16 protein-coding genes are annotated in these 15,689 nt (G+C 63.7%); 9 read left to right on the forward strand and 7 right to left on the reverse strand.

Features of this window, described 5'->3' with window-relative positions; genetic code table 11:
• Positions 1-172: 172 nt before the first annotated feature.
• The 4 genes from argE to J8I29_RS01185 all read left to right on the forward strand — a co-directional run bounded on the left by argE (position 173) and on the right by J8I29_RS01185 (position 3,849).
• Positions 173-1,339 (forward strand): acetylornithine deacetylase, encoded by a 1,167-nt coding sequence (gene argE / locus J8I29_RS01170; protein ID WP_209430334.1) that lies wholly within the window; start codon positions 173-175, stop codon positions 1,337-1,339.
• 4 nt (positions 1,340-1,343) lie between these two features.
• Positions 1,344-1,943: a flavin reductase family protein gene (locus J8I29_RS01175; RefSeq protein ID WP_105861369.1), complete on the forward strand. Its 600-nt coding sequence runs from the start codon at positions 1,344-1,346 to the stop codon at positions 1,941-1,943.
• 142 nt (positions 1,944-2,085) lie between these two features.
• Complete coding sequence (mscL, locus tag J8I29_RS01180; protein ID WP_209430335.1) at positions 2,086-2,505, forward strand: large conductance mechanosensitive channel protein MscL; 420 nt, start codon at positions 2,086-2,088, stop codon at positions 2,503-2,505.
• Positions 2,506-2,649: 144 nt separating this feature from the next.
• Positions 2,650-3,849 carry a pyridoxal phosphate-dependent aminotransferase gene (locus J8I29_RS01185; protein WP_348535966.1) on the forward strand — a complete coding sequence of 400 codons (1,200 nt, stop codon included), beginning with the start codon at positions 2,650-2,652 and terminating at the stop codon, positions 3,847-3,849.
• A 158-nt stretch (positions 3,850-4,007) separates the two neighbouring features.
• On the opposite strand, the gene J8I29_RS01190 is transcribed toward J8I29_RS01185, so the two are convergent.
• Positions 4,008-5,234, reverse strand: coding sequence for a tetratricopeptide repeat protein (locus J8I29_RS01190; RefSeq protein WP_105861371.1), 1,227 nt, complete (start codon positions 5,232-5,234; stop codon positions 4,008-4,010).
• Between the two features lie 308 nt (positions 5,235-5,542).
• On the opposite strand from J8I29_RS01190, the gene J8I29_RS01195 reads away from it, so the two are divergent.
• Both J8I29_RS01195 and J8I29_RS01200 read left to right on the forward strand, forming a co-directional pair.
• A complete protein-coding gene (locus J8I29_RS01195) occupies positions 5,543-5,752 on the forward strand; it encodes a cold-shock protein (protein WP_068286760.1) in 210 nt (69 codons plus the stop codon).
• 352 nt (positions 5,753-6,104) lie between these two features.
• Positions 6,105-8,228 (forward strand): ABC transporter ATP-binding protein/permease, encoded by a 2,124-nt coding sequence (locus J8I29_RS01200; protein WP_209430336.1) that lies wholly within the window; start codon positions 6,105-6,107, stop codon positions 8,226-8,228.
• A 77-nt stretch (positions 8,229-8,305) separates the two neighbouring features.
• Here the strand turns inward: J8I29_RS01200 and J8I29_RS01205 are convergent, their stop codons facing one another.
• The 5 genes from J8I29_RS01205 to J8I29_RS01225 form a co-directional block, all read right to left on the reverse strand.
• Positions 8,306-8,770 (reverse strand): META domain-containing protein, encoded by a 465-nt coding sequence (locus tag J8I29_RS01205; protein WP_105861373.1) that lies wholly within the window; start codon positions 8,768-8,770, stop codon positions 8,306-8,308.
• A 153-nt stretch (positions 8,771-8,923) separates the two neighbouring features.
• On the reverse strand, positions 8,924-9,361 hold the full coding sequence (locus J8I29_RS01210; RefSeq protein WP_348535967.1) for a low molecular weight phosphatase family protein: 438 nt from the start codon (positions 9,359-9,361) through the stop codon (positions 8,924-8,926).
• Positions 9,362-9,364: 3 nt separating this feature from the next.
• A complete protein-coding gene (locus J8I29_RS01215; RefSeq protein ID WP_181161063.1) occupies positions 9,365-9,853 on the reverse strand; it encodes a UPF0262 family protein in 489 nt (162 codons plus the stop codon).
• Between the two features lie 60 nt (positions 9,854-9,913).
• Positions 9,914-11,209 (reverse strand): histidinol dehydrogenase, encoded by a 1,296-nt coding sequence (gene hisD / locus J8I29_RS01220; RefSeq protein ID WP_209430337.1) that lies wholly within the window; start codon positions 11,207-11,209, stop codon positions 9,914-9,916.
• Positions 11,210-11,335: 126 nt separating this feature from the next.
• Entirely contained in the window at positions 11,336-11,776 is a 441-nt protein-coding gene (locus J8I29_RS01225) for a DUF2948 family protein (RefSeq protein ID WP_245196529.1), read from the reverse strand.
• Positions 11,777-11,988: 212 nt separating this feature from the next.
• Between J8I29_RS01225 and J8I29_RS01230 the strand changes: the two genes are divergently transcribed.
• The 3 genes from J8I29_RS01230 to J8I29_RS01240 are packed head-to-tail and all read left to right on the forward strand — an operon-like array spanning position 11,989 to position 14,776.
• On the forward strand, positions 11,989-13,686 hold the full coding sequence (locus J8I29_RS01230) for a thiamine pyrophosphate-binding protein (RefSeq protein ID WP_209430338.1): 1,698 nt from the start codon (positions 11,989-11,991) through the stop codon (positions 13,684-13,686).
• Positions 13,687-13,742: 56 nt separating this feature from the next.
• Positions 13,743-14,147, forward strand: a complete 405-nt coding sequence (locus tag J8I29_RS01235; RefSeq protein WP_105861375.1) for a cytochrome c family protein — start codon at positions 13,743-13,745, stop codon at positions 14,145-14,147.
• Entirely contained in the window at positions 14,144-14,776 is a 633-nt protein-coding gene (locus tag J8I29_RS01240; protein ID WP_245196531.1) for a hypothetical protein, read from the forward strand. The genes J8I29_RS01235 and J8I29_RS01240 overlap by 4 nt, the downstream gene beginning before the upstream one ends.
• Positions 14,777-14,801: 25 nt before the next feature.
• Here the strand turns inward: J8I29_RS01240 and J8I29_RS01245 are convergent, their stop codons facing one another.
• Positions 14,802-15,488: a Crp/Fnr family transcriptional regulator gene (locus tag J8I29_RS01245; RefSeq protein WP_105861376.1), complete on the reverse strand. Its 687-nt coding sequence runs from the start codon at positions 15,486-15,488 to the stop codon at positions 14,802-14,804.
• Positions 15,489-15,689: the final 201 nt, after the last annotated feature.

The following is a 15,689-nucleotide window of genomic DNA, read 5'->3' on the forward strand; positions in this document are numbered from 1 at the left end:
CCAGGAAAGAGCGGACGGGACGTCCCGTCCGCCTTAAGGGACGTTCAAGAATAAGCGCGCTGTCATTCCCGGCCCCTGGATCCCCTTCCCGCCGCCTGCGGCGGCGCGGGGGATGACAATCGATAGAGCGCCCATTTTTGAACGGTCTCCAAGGAAACGTCTTGCTCCCAGGATGAACATGCCCCTTCGCTATACGCCCGCCGAACTCACCGCCAAGCTGGTCTCCTTCGATACGGTCAGTTCGCGGTCCAATCTGGAGCTGATCGATTTCGTTGCCGATTACCTGGCCGGGCATGGCGTCGAGAGCGTTCGCCTGCCCAATGCCGCCGGTGACAAGGCCGCGCTTCTGGCCACCATCGGCCCGGCGGACAGGCCGGGCGTGGTGCTCAACGGCCATGTCGATGTCGTGCCGGTCGAGGGGCAGTCCTGGAGCGCGCCGGCCTTCGAAGCGCGGGTGGAGGGAGAGCGCCTTTACGGCCGCGGCACCTGCGACATGAAGGGCTTCGTTGCCACCGCACTTGCCCTGGTGCCTGATTTCCTGGCGATGAATCTGAAGGCGCCCCTTCACATCGCCATCTCCTATGACGAGGAGATCACCTGCCTCGGCAGCCTCGACATGATCCGCCGCTTCGGCAAGGACCTGCCGCTTCCACGCGCCTGCATCGTCGGCGAGCCGACGCTGATGGAGGTGGTCGACGCCCAGAAATCCCTTGCCTCCTATGTCACCCGCATTTCCGGCCGCCCGGCTCATTCGGCCATGCCGGCCCTGGGGGCCAACGCCCTGCATGCGGCTGCCCGCGTCATTGCCCATCTCGACGATATCGCCGATGAGCTCCAGGCGGCGGGCGATCCTTCGGGCCGCTTCGAACCGGGCTATTCCACGGTGCAGGCGGGGTTGATCCAGGCGGGGAAGGCGATCAACATCGTGCCGGACGAGGCGCGCATCGTATGGGAATGCCGCGGCCTGCCCTCCCTGCCGATTGCCTTCGTGCCGGATCGTATCCGCGCCTTCAGCCAGGAGATCGTGTTGCCGCGCCTCCGGCGCAATGCGCCCGAGGCCGAGATCGTCACGGAGCTCGATATCGCGGTGCCGGCCTTGTCGCCCGAGCCCGGCTCCTATGCCGAGACGCTGGCCCTGCGTCTTGCCGGGCGCAACCATACCCAGGCCGTTTCCTACGGCACCGAGGCCGGCCATTTCCAGCTCGCCGGCATTCCCACGGTGATCTGCGGCCCGGGCTCGATCAAGCAGGCGCATGGAGCCGACGAATGGATCGCCCTGTCCGAGCTCGAGGCTTGCGCCGGCTTTCTCAGGCGGCTTGGCCAAGCGCTGGAGGTCTGATGGAATGTTCTACGAACCGCGCAAGGGTGACCACGGCCTGCCCCACGATCCGTTCAAGGCCCTGGTGACGCCGCGCCCGATCGGCTGGATCACCACACAGTCGGCGGCCGGAGCCATCAATCTGGCGCCTTTCTCCTTCTTCAACGCCTTCCAGTCGCGGCCGCATCTCGTCGGCTTCGCCGCCGATGGCCGTAAGGACAGCGTCGTCTTCGCCGAGGAGACGCGCGAATTCGTCTGCAACCTCGTCACCGAGGATTTGATCGACGCGATGAACGCCACCTCCGCGAGGCTGCCGCGCGGACAGAACGAAATGGAGCATGCCAGGCTCGAAGCCGCATCCTCGCGCCTGGTGAAGCCGCCGCGCGTGGCCCGGGCCGCTGCCGCGCTGGAATGCCGCTGGACGCAGACGATCCATCTCGTCGATTCGGAGGGAGCGCCGAGCGACGCCTGGCTCGTCTGCGGCGAAGTGGTCGGCATCCATGTCGACGACCGCTTCATTCGCGACGGGCGTGTCGATACCGCCGCGATGCGCGTGGTCTCGCGTCTGGGCTATCGTGACTATTCCGTAGTGGAAAGCACGTTCGAACTGGAGCGTCCGGGTTAACGCGGCTTGCATCCCCAGTCGCGGGAGGTAATTGTTACCTCTCTACGGCGACGGATCTTGGGGCGGCGCTGGTATGTTAGGGGGCCGACGCAAGATGTCGGTTGCGTCGATGCCGACCCAGATACGTACAAGCGGAGGCTGCATGCTCAAGGAATTCAAGGAATTCGCCCTCAAGGGCAATGTCGTCGACCTCGCCATCGGTGTGATCATCGGTGCGGCGTTCGGCAAGATCGTAGACTCGCTCGTCGGGGATGTGATCATGCCGATCATTGGTCGGATCACGGGTGGGCTCGACTTTTCCAACATGTATGTCCTGCTTTCTGGCAGCGTACCGGAAGGAACTTCACTGGCAGACGCTAAGAAAGTTGGCGCTGTTTTCGCCTATGGCAATTTCATTACGGTGGCCGTCAATTTCATCATCATTGCCTTTGTGTTGTTTCTGGTGGTCAAGGCCATAAACCGCGCCAAGAATATCAAGCCGGCGGCCGAGGCCGCACCGCCTCCGCCACCCGCCGACGTGCAATTGCTGACGGAAATCCGTGACCTCCTCGCCAAGAGGTGAGGCCATCCTGCGGCACCGTTTGTGACTGGTCTGGAAGGCTGCCGGCATTCATGCATACGGGCGATGGAAACCATTCCAAGTTTTGGTTTCTGCCGCCCGCACTGATGTCATAAAGTCCGGCATTCCCATTGCAAGGATGATGCCGTGACTGCCGCCGTCGAGTCGATTCCAGCCGCCCCCTCCTTCCTCGATGGCCTCAGGCCGGAAGCGCTTGGCGCACCGGAAAGCGGTATCGTCGAGGTGATGAATTACGGGCGTACGCGCCAGGGCATGATCCCGCTCTGGGCCGGCGAAGGCGACGTGCCGACGCCCGCTTTCATCACCGAAGCGGCAACGCGGTCGCTGGCCGCGGGCGAGACCTTCTATACTTGGCAGCGTGGCATTCCCGATCTGCGTGAGGCCCTGGCGCGTTACCACACCAATCTCTTCGGCAAACCCTTTGCGGCCGATCGCTTCTTTGTCACCCAGTCCGGCATGCATGCGATCCAGACCGCGGTTCGCCTGATCGCCGGCGTCGGCGACGAGGTGATCGTGCCGACACCGGCCTGGCCGAACTTCGCGGCCGCCATCGGCGTGGCCGGCGCCAAGCCGGTGATGGTGCCGCAGATCTTTACCGAGCAGGGCTGGAAACTCGATTTCCAGCGGCTCGCCGATGCCATCACGCCGCGCACCCGCGGCATCTTCATCAATTCGCCGTCCAATCCCACCGGCTGGGTCGCCGCCGCGGAGGATATCGCCTTCGTGCTCGATCTCGCGCGCCGGCACGGGCTGTGGATCTTCGCCGACGAGATCTACACGCGCTTCCACTATGCCGGCGGCCGCGCGCCCTCCTTCCGCGACATCCGCACGCCGGAGGACCGCATCATCTTCACCGATACCTTCTCCAAGAACTGGGCGATGACGGGCTGGCGCATCGGCTGGATGGAAGCACCGCCCGAACTGGGGCAGACCATCGAAAACCTCCTCCAATATTCCACCTCGGGCGTGGCCACCTTCCTGCAGCGTGCCGGCATCGCGGCGCTCGAGCGGGGCGAGAGCTTCGTCGAGCACCAGATCGCCCGCGCGCGCCAGGGCCGCGACATCGTCATCAAGGGCCTGAGCGCCACCGGCAAGGTGCGCTTCGCCCCGGCGAGCGGCGCCTTCTACCTGTTCTTCTCCGTGGAAGGGAAACCTGACGTGCGCCGCCTCGGGCTCGAGATCGTCGACCAGGCCAATGTCGGTCTGGCGCCCGGCACAGCCTTCGGCGCCGGCGGCGAGGGCTTCATGCGGCTGTGCTACCTGCGCAGCCCCGAGCAGCTCCAGGCCGCCACGCAGCGCCTGGTCGACTGGCTGGAGAAGATTTGAGCGACGTCCGCGGCCCCAGCCTCGGCGGTCGCATCGCAGACCTTGCCGAGGTTACGCGGGAAACGGCGTGGCTGGGACCGCGTATATCTTGTCCGCCTCTTGCTTTCCCATAAGTCCGGTGCTTCCGGGAGAGGACGAGAGGTCCGCTCTTCCCGGGTTTACGGCTTCGCCCCGAGCCGGGACAGGCCGCCCTTGGCCGGTTTGTTGGCGGGATCGAGTTCCAGCGCCTTGTTGAAATCGGCAATGGCGTCGTCGCGCTCGCCCCGGCTCTCACGGATGCGGGCGCGCGTGACGAAATAGTCGGCGACTTGGCTATCGGCTGCGATGGCGGCATCGGCATCGCGCAGCGCCTCGTCATAGCGATCGGCGGCGAGATAGGTCAGGGCCCGTTCATTGAGGGTATCGGGCTTGTCCTTGGTGAGCTCGAGTGCCTTGGCGAGGTCCGCCAGGGCATTGTCATAGTCCCCGAGTTCGCGCCAGGCGATGCCACGGGAGACATAGGCCTGGTCGCTGCTGGGCTGTTCGCGGATGGTCTCGTCGTAATCGGCCATCGCCTCGTCATAGCGATGCAGGGCGGCGAAGAGTTGTCCGCGTTCCAGGCGGGCGGAAGGGAAATTGGTATCGAGCGCGAGCGCCTTGGTATAGTCGGCGATGGCAGCTTCGGTGTCGCCGAGCTGCCACTGCACGAAAGCGCGGCTGAAATAGGCGGAATCGAACTCGCTGTCGAGGTCGAGCGCCTTCTGCAGGTCCTCCAGGGCGCGGGTATAGTCCTTCATCTCGATGAGGGAGCGGGCCCTGGCGTAAAAGGCGTTCTTGTAGGTCTTGTCGAGGCGGATGGCCTGCGTGTAGTCGTCGATGGCCGCCATATGCTCCTCGAGGGCGCGGTGGGCATCGCCACGGCCCTTATAGGCCTCTTCCTCACGCCCGTTGAGGGCGATAGCGGCATCGAAATCCTTGATCGCCTCTTCATTGCGATCGAATTGGAGCAGCGCAAAGCCGCGATTGATCAGCGGGAGGGCGGAGCGCCGGTTGACGGCGATCACGGCGGCATAGTCGGCCAGCGCGGCATCCATCTCGCCGAGGCGGGACTGGGCGTCGGCCCGCGCGGTCAGGCTGGCGGCATCGCGCGGGCGCACTTCCAGCGCCGCGCTGAAATCCGCCACTGCCTTGGCGTCGTCGCCGTTTTCCGCGTAAGCCTGCCCGCGCCGGAAATACACCAGCGCGCGCGTCGACTTGGCCAGTTTCCGGTCGAGCAATTGCGTGCAGGCGGGAATGCGCTGCTCGGCCGCCCCTTTCGAGCAATCCCGGTCGGCGCTGTCGGCAAAGGCGGGCGTACTGGCCGCAACAGCGAGCAGAAGGAGAGCAGGGCGCAGAGAGGCGATCATACCGGATGGGGTTCCGTAGGCAGGTCAGGAGGGCAGGCGAAACAGGAAGGCTGTAGACCAAGCCGTGGCAGCTGGGAATGGCAGAACTGTGATCTTTCTCGTCTCTTGGGCCGGCTTCGGGCTCGCCCTTGTGAATTTCGACAAACCTGTGTTATCGATTTAGCGTCATTTGGCCGGACGACTGGGCCGGTGCGTCCATGCTCGAGCAGGGCGCACGTTCAGGACACCTCCCCAAATTTCGCAAAACCCGGGCGGAGCACGGATTTCCGTGGGACGTCCATGCTTTGGAACGAAGTAAAGGACTATCTATGAGCACGGGAACCGTAAAATGGTTCAACACCCAGAAGGGTTACGGCTTCATTCAGCCTGATGACGGTGGCCGCGACGTGTTCGTGCACATCACCGCCGTCGAGCGCGCCGGTCTGCCCGAACTGCGTGAAGGCCAGAAGATCGGTTACGAGATCCTGACGGATCGCAAGACGGGCAAGGCTGCAGCCGGCAACCTCAAGGCTGTGTGACCCGACAAGCATCTTCAGGCGGAGGGGTTACCGGTTCGCGTGAAGGCAATCGACGATAACAAGAATGGAGAGCCTCTCCGGGTCGCATGACCGGAAGTCCTCTCACCCAATCCCATTCAGAGGCGCGCCCCGGCGCGTCTTTTTTATTGGCCGCAGCAGCGCGTGCCGAGGATAGCGCTTCACGAAGTGCTGAACCACCTTACCATTTGATCATTTGTGATGGCCGGCAAAGGATGCTCAATATCCGTTCGCTCGGGGGCGGACGACAGGGTTGTATTAACCTTAATTCCGCATGGTCGAAGGCAATGGATTCCTCGCCTGGCCGATGGCGTATTTCTGAAAGGCCGTCTTCATGATCAGACTTCTTGCGGGCCTCTCCGGTCTCGCTACCCTCGCTTTTGCGACCGGCAGCGTATTGGGAGGGGTGCCCTTCTACCTGCCCATCCTATCGTTGGTCGTCACAGGGGTATTATTGATCGCGGACGGCGTGCCTGTATCGACCAGCCGCGTACCATTGGTGGTACGCTTTTTGATCGGGCTGTTCGCTTTTTCTTTCATCGTGCTTGCCGGCCTCGTCTGGGCCGATGAAGCCGGCTTGGTACCGGAGGCCCTGCAGTCGTTTCTGCCGCGGGCTTCGTCGCCCATTATCGCAGCAATCCTGGTGATCGTGCATCTGGTGATCTGCTACGTCCCGGTGGTCCGTCGGATCATCGACATGGCCAACCCATTTTTCGAGGCCAGGACTCCGACACGCCTGAGCATGGGCTATCTCGGTTCCTGGCCGATGAGCCTGCGTACCCTGGGTCTCGGCCTGTTCGCGATCATCATCGTTCTCAATGTCGTCCAAGTCTATCTGTTGGTACGGTTCAACTACTGGCAAAATCTGTTCTTTACCGCGCTCCAGCAGAAGGACGGGCCCGTATTCTGGACCCAGTTGGCCGTTTTCTCCATGCTTGCGACGGTGTGGGTTATCCGCGGTATGCTGGAGATGTATTTTACGGGCGTATTAAAGCTCTATTGGCGCCAGTGGCTTTCAGAACGGTACGTCGCACAATGGCTTTCGGATAAGGTTTCCTATCGATTGGCACTCGACAGGAAATCCACCGACAACCCCGATCAGCGTATTTCCGAAGACGTCAGGGATTTCATCGATCAGGTATTCGATTTCTATGTAAATATATTCATGACGTCTCTTAGTCTGTACGCTTTCGTGCAGATACTTTGGCAAATATCGGCAAACTTCCCCTATAGTATTGGGAGCTTTGATCTCAGTTCCATACCCGGCTATCTTGTCTGGGTGGTGTTGATCTATGCAATTGGCGTTACCTATCTCACGCATTTGGTGGGTCGCCCACTTATCGCTCTGCAGTTCCGGTTCCAAAAAGTCGAGGCCGATTTTCGCTACAACCTCGTGCGCGTGCGCGAGAACAGCGAGCAGATTGCATTGCTCCACGGCGAGGAGGTGGAACAGAGGGGCCTCAAGGAACGGTTCGGCGCCATATTTGGGACCGGCCTCAGCGTCCTCTACCGTCGGATCAAACTGACTTGCGTGACCCTGGCCTATGCCCAGGCCAATGTCGTGCTGCCATATCTTCTGCTGGCACCGGCTTATTTTGCCACCCAAAACATGACATTCGGTGTTCTATCGCAGACCTCCGATGCTTTTGGTAATGTTCAGAGCGGGGTCTCGTTCTTCATTACCTCCTACGCCTCGCTCGCTGTCTTCAAAGCCGTCGTCGACCGCCTCACGACTTTCGATCATGCTATTGAGGAGGCTGACGCGGCACGCAATCAGGGGGTCAAAATCGAGCGTTCCGTTGATGCCAACGCCTTGTCCGGCAGCGCGGTCGACATTTTGCTTCCGTCCGGCGAAACGCTGCTGGAGAAGGTCGGATTCGATATCCGTAAGGACGAACGCACTCTGGTGACAGGTGCGTCGGGATCCGGCAAGACCACTCTGTTCCGAGTGCTCGCCGGCATTTGGCCCTACGGCAAGGGCAAGATCTCAGAGCCTGACGAGGGTGCCATTATGTTGCTCCCGCAGCGTCCCTACTTTCCATTGGGTACACTGGCCAGGGTGATGGCCTATCCGCTGAATGCGGACTCCTTCAGCAAACAGGAACTTGCGGAGGTGTTGAAAAAAGTAGGGCTCTCGCATCTCACCGACATGCTGGATGTGGAGCAGAATTGGGCGGGCATATTGTCCGGCGGCGAACAGCAACGGGTGGCAATCGCGCGGGCAATCCTGCGTAAGCCCACCTGGCTTCTCCTGGACGAGGCAACCTCGGCGATGGACGAGAAAAGCGAAGCAAGCGTTTACAACCTTATCAGAGAGGCGCTGCCTGAAACCACGATCGTTTCCATTGGTCATCGCTCGTCCCTGGCGGCACACCACGATCGGCGGTTGGATGTCGTCAGGGAAAATGGTCAATCGCGCATCGAGGAGCAGCCACTGGCGGCATTTGGAACAACTTGACCCGCGAAAACGGCGACGATGCAAAAAAGGCCGGTCTCTCGCGGACCGGCCTTTTCAATTCTACCCCAAGCCTGTTCTTACGCCGCCGGCTGGAACTTCATCTCGCCATAGGGGCCGCGCAGGGTCAGCGTGTAGCCGTCATAGGACCAGTCGGTGGAGGTGCGCATCACGAACAGGAAGACCTGCTCGTTGTGCATCAGGCGGTCGGCGCATTTGCGCTTGCTGATGGCCACCGGCCCGATGGCCATGCGCTGGTCGGCGCGTGGAATGATGGTGGCGGACCAGTTGTTGCAGGCCGAGAAGCCGGTGCCGCGATAGCTGTCTGAGACCAGGATCGTGGGCCGGTCGTCCTTGAACTGCTGATCCTTGTAAGAAATCGCCGCAAAGGTGCGGTTCATCGGGAAGGGACGGGAGGCCTTGCTGTCCATGGGCTTGGGCAGAGTCGGCGGCACGTTGTTCGGCGGCACCGAGCCGAACATCGAACAACTCGTCAGGGTCACGGCCGACAGGGCGGCAAGGGCAAGGGAACGCAGAACGCGCATCAAATCCTCCGGTTCATTGCCGCGCACGATAGAGGCGGAGCTGAAAAATCGCAACGCGGCTTATACAGGATACACGGCCCGGAGAGAAAGATGTTCGCCGCCTTCGGCCTGTTCCGGCGGATACAGTCCGAAGGCGGCGCGGCAGCAGCGGTCTCAGCCCAGTCTCTCGGTGATCCTGTCGATCAGGCTGTCACGCAAGGCGCGATAGGCGTCGAGCTTCTGCTCGCGGTTGCCGCTGACGATGCTTGGGTCCGGCGTCGGCCAATATTCGACGTCGGCGGCCAGGGTGCGCGTGAGGTCGAGCGCCTTGTGGTGGGCCTGCGGAGCGAGGGTGATGATCAGGTCGAAGTTCAGCCCTTCCAGTTCTTCCAGATCCTCGAAGCTCTGAGGGCGGTGCTTGCCGAGGGAGATGCCGATCTCGTCCAGCGCGGCGGCGACGAAGGGATCGGGCTCCCCCGGGCGCACGCCCGCCGAACCGAAAAAGATGGACCGTCCGAAATAATAGCGCGCGATCGCCTCCGCCATGGGCGAGCGGACGACATTGTGCGCGCAGGCGAACAGGACCGACTGTGGACGGCGGCCCTCCTTCACGCCTCAGCCTTTCCAGTAGAGTGCGGAAACAAGGGTGAACAGCCGCCTGGCGGTGGAAAGGTCGAGGGCGATCTTGCCGGCCAGCCTTTCGCGCAGGATTTCAGAGCCCTCATTGTGCAGGCCGCGCCTGGCCATGTCGATCGTCTCGATCTGGGAGGGCGTGGCGCTGCGAATGGCCGCGTAATAGCTGTCACAGATGGTGAAATAGTCGCGTACCACGCGCCTGAGCGGCGTGAGCGAAAGGATATGCACCACCACCGGCTGGCTGTCGGCGTCGCGAATGTCCAGGACGAGGCGGCCATCCTGCAGGGAGATATGCAGTCCGTAAGGGCCGGAATCATAGCCGACCGGCGAGAACACATTCTCCTCGATGAGGTCATAGGCGGCGACCCGCCGCTCATGTTCTTGATCCTGGCTGCCGCGCCCGATGCTGCGCTCATCGAGATGAACGGCGATCAACCGGCAGGTGGGGCTGAATTCCTCATTGTCCATGGCATCTCATAGCATGGTGCATGGGCTCTCATAGAGCAAAGCGCGCTGAAACGACACGTCCTAGAGGCGATTGCTGCGGATCGAGACCGAGCGGGCATGAGCGGCAAGGCCCTCCGCCTCGCCGAGCGCGACCGCAGCCGGGCCGAGAGCCGCAAGCTGCTCCGGCCCGCATTTGAGGATGGACGTGCGCTTCATGAAATCGAGCACGCCCAGACCCGAGGAGAACCTGGCCGAGCGGGCCGTCGGCAGCACGTGATTGGAGCCGCCGACATAATCGCCGATCGCTTCCGGCGTGTGCGGCCCCAGGAAAATGGCGCCGGCGTTGCGGATGCGGTCCGCAAGGGCTTCGGCGTCTCGGGTGATGATCTCCAGATGCTCGGCAGCGAGGCGGTCGGCCAGCGGCGGGGCCTCGTCCAGCGAGGACAGGGTGATCAGGGCGCCATAGTCGCGCCAGCTCGTTCCCGCGATCCCGGCGCGGGGCAGGGTAGCGAGCTGGGCTTCCACTTCGCGCTCCACCGCCTGCGCCAGGGCGGGGCTGTCGGTAAGCAGGATCGATTGGGAGGCCGTGTCGTGCTCGGCCTGGGCCAGCAGGTCGGCGGCGATCCAGGCCGGATTGGCGCTGTCGTCGGCGATCACCAACACTTCGGAGGGACCGGCGATCATGTCGATGCCGACATGGCCGAAGACGCGGCGCTTGGCCGCGGCCACATAGGCGTTGCCCGGTCCGGTGATCTTGGCGACCGGCGCGATGGTCGGCGTGCCATAGGCCAGGGCGGCGATGGCCTGCGCGCCGCCTATACGATAGACCTCGTCGACTTCGGCGAGCCTGGCTGCCGCCAGCACCAGAGGGTTGAGGAGGCCGCCCGGACTCGGCACCACCATCACCAGACGAGGGCAGCCGGCGACCTTGGCCGGAATGGCGTTCATCAGGACTGAGGAGGGATAGGCGGCCGTCCCGCCGGGAACGTAAAGGCCGACGGCCTCGATTGCCGTCCAGCGCCAGCCAAGCTCCACCCCGAGGGCATCCCTGAACAGCGTATCGGTCGGCTTCTGGCGCTCATGATAGGCGCGGATGCGGCTGGCCGCCAGTGCCAGGGCCTGGAGCGCGCCGGCATCACATCGGGCCTGCGCCGCTTCGATCTCCTCCTCGGTGACCCGCATGGTTTCGGGGCTGAGCGTCAGGCGGTCGAAGCGGGCGGTGTAGTCGATCACCGCCGCATCGCCGCGCGCGACCACATCCTCGATGATGGCCTTGACGGAGGCGTCGACATCCTCGGAGATCTCGCGCTTGGTGGCGAGCAGGGTAGCGAAGGCGTCGGCGAAATCGGCCTGGGCGCTGTTGAGCCGAACCGGCATGGCATTTCCTTGTGCGGCGGGAAGAACGAAGTCAGCGGGCCGCTAATGACAAGAAACGGGGGCCGGCTTCAAGAGAAATGCGTCGAGGGCGCGATCCCGCGGCGTGTTCCGGTTACGGACGAGGCGCTACACCCGCGCGGGTGGCGGGGAGCCGCAGGGCCAGGCCGGACCGAGATCGGACATCGCGGCCTCCAGGCATTCCACTTCGAGGCGGATGGCGCCGCCGCCCTCGAAATAGAGCGTCACCAGTCCAGCTGGCTCGTCCACGACTTCGAAGGAGACGGAAAGCAGCACGGCCTTCTGGCTGGCGTTCTGCTCGAAATGCGAACGCTTGACCCCGAGAACCCGTTCGAAATGCAGGCCCGAGCGCCGTCTCGTGCGTTCGCCGCTCTGGTCGCCGCACCAGTCATAGCGGTCCATCACCAAAGCGAAGCGTTTCTCGTGCGGCAGCCAGGCGATTTCGGCCGGCGCGACGGCGGCGTCCTGGAGATGGGTGGAGATGACCTCCAGGTCCTCTCCATCGAAAGCGAGCAGCTTGAGGGGTTCTGGCGACAACATGAGCTGCATGTAATGTCCCGCGGCCCGCGCGGCAAGAGGTCGCGGAGGAAACGGAATGCCGGCCTCTCGGCGTCGTCGATCGATGGAGCGTGGTCGGCATGGGGCTCGGCGTCAGAGAGGTCGTCCCGAGAATGTCGACCTGGAGGTCGACACTCCACCGTCACCCGGCGTATGACAGGGCGATCCATCCAAGAGTGCCAATGCCCAGAGTGACAATGTCCATGCCGGTGTCCACAGCAGAGCCCAGCTCCAAGTCCCAATCCCGCAATGGCGGCCGCCTGATCGTCGATGCGCTGGTGGCGCAGGGCGTCGAACATGTCTTCTGCGTGCCGGGAGAATCTTATCTCGCCGTGCTCGATGCCCTCCATGATGCCCCGATCAACGTCACTGTTTGCCGTCAGGAGGGCGGGGCGGCCATGATGGCGGAAGCGGCCGGCAAACTCACCGGGCGGCCCGGCATCTGCATGGTCACGCGCGGGCCTGGCGCCACCAATGCCTCCCATGGCGTCCATATCGCCATGCAGGATTCCACGCCGATGATTCTGTTCATCGGCCAGATCGAAACCGGCATGCGCGAGCGCGAGGCCTTCCAGGAGATCGATTACAAGGCCTTCTTCGGCTCCATGGCCAAATGGGTTGTGGAGATCGACAAGGCCGAGCGCATTCCCGAACTGGTGACGCGTGCCTTCCGGGTTGCAATGCAGGGGCGTCCTGGGCCGGTGGTGATCGCCCTGCCGGAAGACATGCTGGTCGAAACCGCCACGGTTGCCGATGCGGCCTTCGTCGAGCCGGCGCAGACCTGGCCGGGCCGCGCGGAGATGGCCCAGTTGGAGGCTCTGCTCGGCGAAGCGAAGAAGCCCTTGCTGATCGTCGGCGGCTCCGGCTGGTCCCAGGGGGCCGTGGCGAGCCTCGTCCGCTTCGCGGAGCGTTTCGACCTGCCCGTGGGCACTTCCTTCCGCCGTCAGATGCTGTTTCCGGCCGACCATCCCAATTATGCCGGCGATGTCGGCATCGGGCCCAATCCCAAGCTGGCTCAGCGCGTCAAGGAGGCCGACCTCCTGATCCTGGCGGGCGGACGCCTCTCCGAAATGCCGTCCTCTTCCTATTCGCTGGTGGACATCCCGACGCCGCGCCAGAGGCTCGTGCACATCCATGCCGGTGCGGAGGAATTGGGCCGGGTCTACCAGCCCACCCTCGCCATTCACGCAACGGCGCAGGCCTTCGCCTCGGTGCTGGAGGAACTGCAGCCGCCCGGCAGCCTGCCCTGGTCGGCCGAGACGCGCCAGGCAAACCGGGATTTCCACGACTGGACCGACGAGCCCAAGCCCATCCCCGGAACGTTCCAATATGGCGAGGCCCTGCTCTGGCTGCGCGAGCGCCTGCCCGAGGATGCGGTCATCTGCAACGGTGCCGGCAACTACGCAATCTGGGTCCAGCGTTATCTGCGCTTCCGGCGTTACGGTACACAACTCGCACCCACCTCGGGCTCGATGGGCTATGGTGTGCCGGCGGCTGTGGCCGCCAAGGCCCTCGACCGTTCAAAGACCGTGGTCTGTTTTGCCGGCGACGGCTGCTTCATGATGAACGGCCAGGAACTCGCCACCGCCGTGCAGTATGATCTGCCGATCATCGTGGTCGTCGTCGACAACGGCATGTACGGCACCATCCGCATGCATCAGGAACGCGAATTCCCCGGGCGCATTTCGGCGACGAAGCTCAAGAACCCGGATTTCGCCGCCTATGCCGTCGCGTTTGGCGGCCATGGCGAGACGGTGACGACGGCGGCCGAATTCGGGTCGGCTTTCGAGCGGGCGGCCGCCTCAGGCAAGCCGGCCATCCTGCATTGCCGTATGGATCCGGAAGCGATCACGCCGATGACCACGATCACCCGGATCCGCGAGCAGGCGCTGGCGAAATGAAGGATCTTTCCCGGGACCGCCGGCTTCCAGCCGGCTCTTCCCGTCCTGCAGGCTCGATGTTTCCAAGAGCCGGCTGGAAGCCGGCGATCCCAGGGCTTCTCGCCTTTCTTCTCCTGGCTGCGCCTGCCTTCGCCGGCGATGCCGTCAAGGGAAAGGCCGGTTTTGCCCGTTGCGCGGCTTGCCACCGGGTCGGCGAAGGCGCCAAGAACGTGGTGGGCCCCCAACTCAACGGCATTGTCGGACGTCCGGCCGCCACCGCGCCGGATTATGCCTATTCGCAAGCGATGAAGGCCTCGGGCAAGATCTGGGACGAGGCCTCCCTGCGCCTCTTCCTCACCCGTCCTTCCGCTGCCGTTCCCGGCACCAAGATGACCTTTGCCGGCGTTCGCGAGGCGGCGACGGTGGACGACATCATCGCCTATCTCGCGACCTTCGACGCCGACGGGAGGGTAAAGCCTTGAGCCGCCCGCTCCAGAATCGTGTCACGCCCTTCGGCGACATCGTCGCCATGGCGGCGCGCGGCACGATGATGGGCATTCGCGGCGGCCGCATCCATGACGAGACCAAGCGGCTGACGCGCCGGCGTTGGACGTCCAGGCGCTGGATCTGCTGCGAGCTTTCTTTCAAGGGGCGCTGGCGGGAGGTCATGGGCCCCGGCTACACGCATCTGTTCTTCCTGGACGAAGTCACGGCGCTGGCGGCCGGCCATCGCCCCTGTTTCGAATGCCGCCGGCCCGATGCGCTGGCCTACCAGGCCGCCTTTCCAGAGCCCGGGGCAAGCGCCGATCGCATGGACGAGATCCTGCACGCCGAGCGGCTCGGCGAACATCGGATGGAAGACACCGCGAACCTTCCCGACGGCGCCGTCTGGGCCGATGGCGAGGAGGCCTTCACACGCCGCGAGGGCAGGGTGCTGCGTTGGTCTCCTACCGGCTGGGAGGAGGCGCAGTGGCAGGACCGGCCGGCACGTTTGCTGACCCCGGCGGCAAGCGTCGCGGCGCTCCGCAACGGCTTCAAGCCGAGATGGCATCATATGGGGGATGGGTCTTCAGACCCGGCGGGAAACACCACGCCGGCTGCCAAGGATTAGGCGGATCTGACGATCCGGCCCCCGGTCAGTCCGCCAGCGCTGCCGAAATCCGTTTGTTCAGCTCTTCCGGATTGACCAAAGCGAGGGCCCCGCGGGTCTTGCTGACCAGGCCTTCCTTTTCGAGCGCCGAAAGCTCGCGTGACACCGCCTCGCGGCGGCAGCCGATGCGGGCGGCGAGGTCGTGGTGGAAGGGCGGCGGCGAGAGCACGCGCTGCCCGGGATGGCTCGCGCGAGGTTGGGAGAGGCGGATGAGCTCGGCGTAGAGCCGGTGCTTGGTTTGCAGGAAGGAGTGCTCGGCCAGCTTGGTGTTGAGCGCGCGCACCCGGCTGGCGAGCAGTTGCAGGATCTGCTTGCATACCGAGGCGTTCTGGGTGAGCAGCTCCATGAAGACCGGGCCGGAGATGATGCACATCTGCGAGCGGTTGAGCGCGGTGACGTTGGCCGAGCGGCCGACGCCGTCGATGGCCGACAATTCCCCGAAGAACTGGCCGCCGCCAAGCTCGGCCAGGATCACTTCCTTGCCGGTGATGGTGCGATAGAGCACGCGCACCTTGCCGGAGATCAGGAAATAGACGTCGTTGGAATTGTCGTCATAGTCGACGACCAGCTCGTTCTCCTCGAACTTGGCCCAACGCACCCGGCCGTCGAAGGCCTTGATCGTGGCTTCGTCCAACGCCTGGAACAATGGAATCTGGGACAGGGTATTCGACATCGTTCCTCCGCTGAAGCGCCTGCCGAGCCGTAGAGCAAAGCGCGTCATTCCATGAATGTCACGACCGGATCTCGATCGTGGCGGGCCTCCATCGCCGCGCAAAGTGCTTCATGGCGCGCCTCGTGGCAAGTCCGCGCATCCAAGATCCTGCTACCGCCGGCCTGGCCACGGAATTTCCATGGAACGGCGACGAGATCGCAA

Source organism: Labrys sp. LIt4 (genome assembly GCF_017813775.1).
GTDB lineage: Bacteria > Pseudomonadota > Alphaproteobacteria > Rhizobiales > Labraceae > Labrys > Labrys okinawensis_A.

Excerpts from the sequence above, each read along its gene's own strand:
- J8I29_RS01200 (WP_209430336.1), top strand. The coding sequence starts at position 6,105 with ATGATCAGACTTCTTGCGGGCCTCTCCGGTCTCGCTACCCTCGCTTTT.
- J8I29_RS01195 (WP_068286760.1), top strand. The coding sequence starts at position 5,543 with ATGAGCACGGGAACCGTAAAATGGTTCAACACCCAGAAGGGTTACGGC.
- J8I29_RS01205 (WP_105861373.1), bottom strand. The coding sequence starts at position 8,770 with ATGCGCGTTCTGCGTTCCCTTGCCCTTGCCGCCCTGTCGGCCGTGACC.
- J8I29_RS01225 (WP_245196529.1), bottom strand. The coding sequence starts at position 11,776 with ATGCAGCTCATGTTGTCGCCAGAACCCCTCAAGCTGCTCGCTTTCGAT.
- J8I29_RS01190 (WP_105861371.1), bottom strand. The coding sequence starts at position 5,234 with ATGATCGCCTCTCTGCGCCCTGCTCTCCTTCTGCTCGCTGTTGCGGCC.
- mscL (WP_209430335.1), top strand. The coding sequence starts at position 2,086 with ATGCTCAAGGAATTCAAGGAATTCGCCCTCAAGGGCAATGTCGTCGAC.
- J8I29_RS01230 (WP_209430338.1), top strand. The coding sequence starts at position 11,989 with ATGCCGGTGTCCACAGCAGAGCCCAGCTCCAAGTCCCAATCCCGCAAT.
- argE (WP_209430334.1), top strand. The coding sequence starts at position 173 with ATGAACATGCCCCTTCGCTATACGCCCGCCGAACTCACCGCCAAGCTG.
- J8I29_RS01245 (WP_105861376.1), bottom strand. The coding sequence starts at position 15,488 with ATGTCGAATACCCTGTCCCAGATTCCATTGTTCCAGGCGTTGGACGAA.
- hisD (WP_209430337.1), bottom strand. The coding sequence starts at position 11,209 with ATGCCGGTTCGGCTCAACAGCGCCCAGGCCGATTTCGCCGACGCCTTC.
- J8I29_RS01235 (WP_105861375.1), top strand. The coding sequence starts at position 13,743 with ATGTTTCCAAGAGCCGGCTGGAAGCCGGCGATCCCAGGGCTTCTCGCC.
- J8I29_RS01215 (WP_181161063.1), bottom strand. The coding sequence starts at position 9,853 with ATGGACAATGAGGAATTCAGCCCCACCTGCCGGTTGATCGCCGTTCAT.
- J8I29_RS01175 (WP_105861369.1), top strand. The coding sequence starts at position 1,344 with ATGTTCTACGAACCGCGCAAGGGTGACCACGGCCTGCCCCACGATCCG.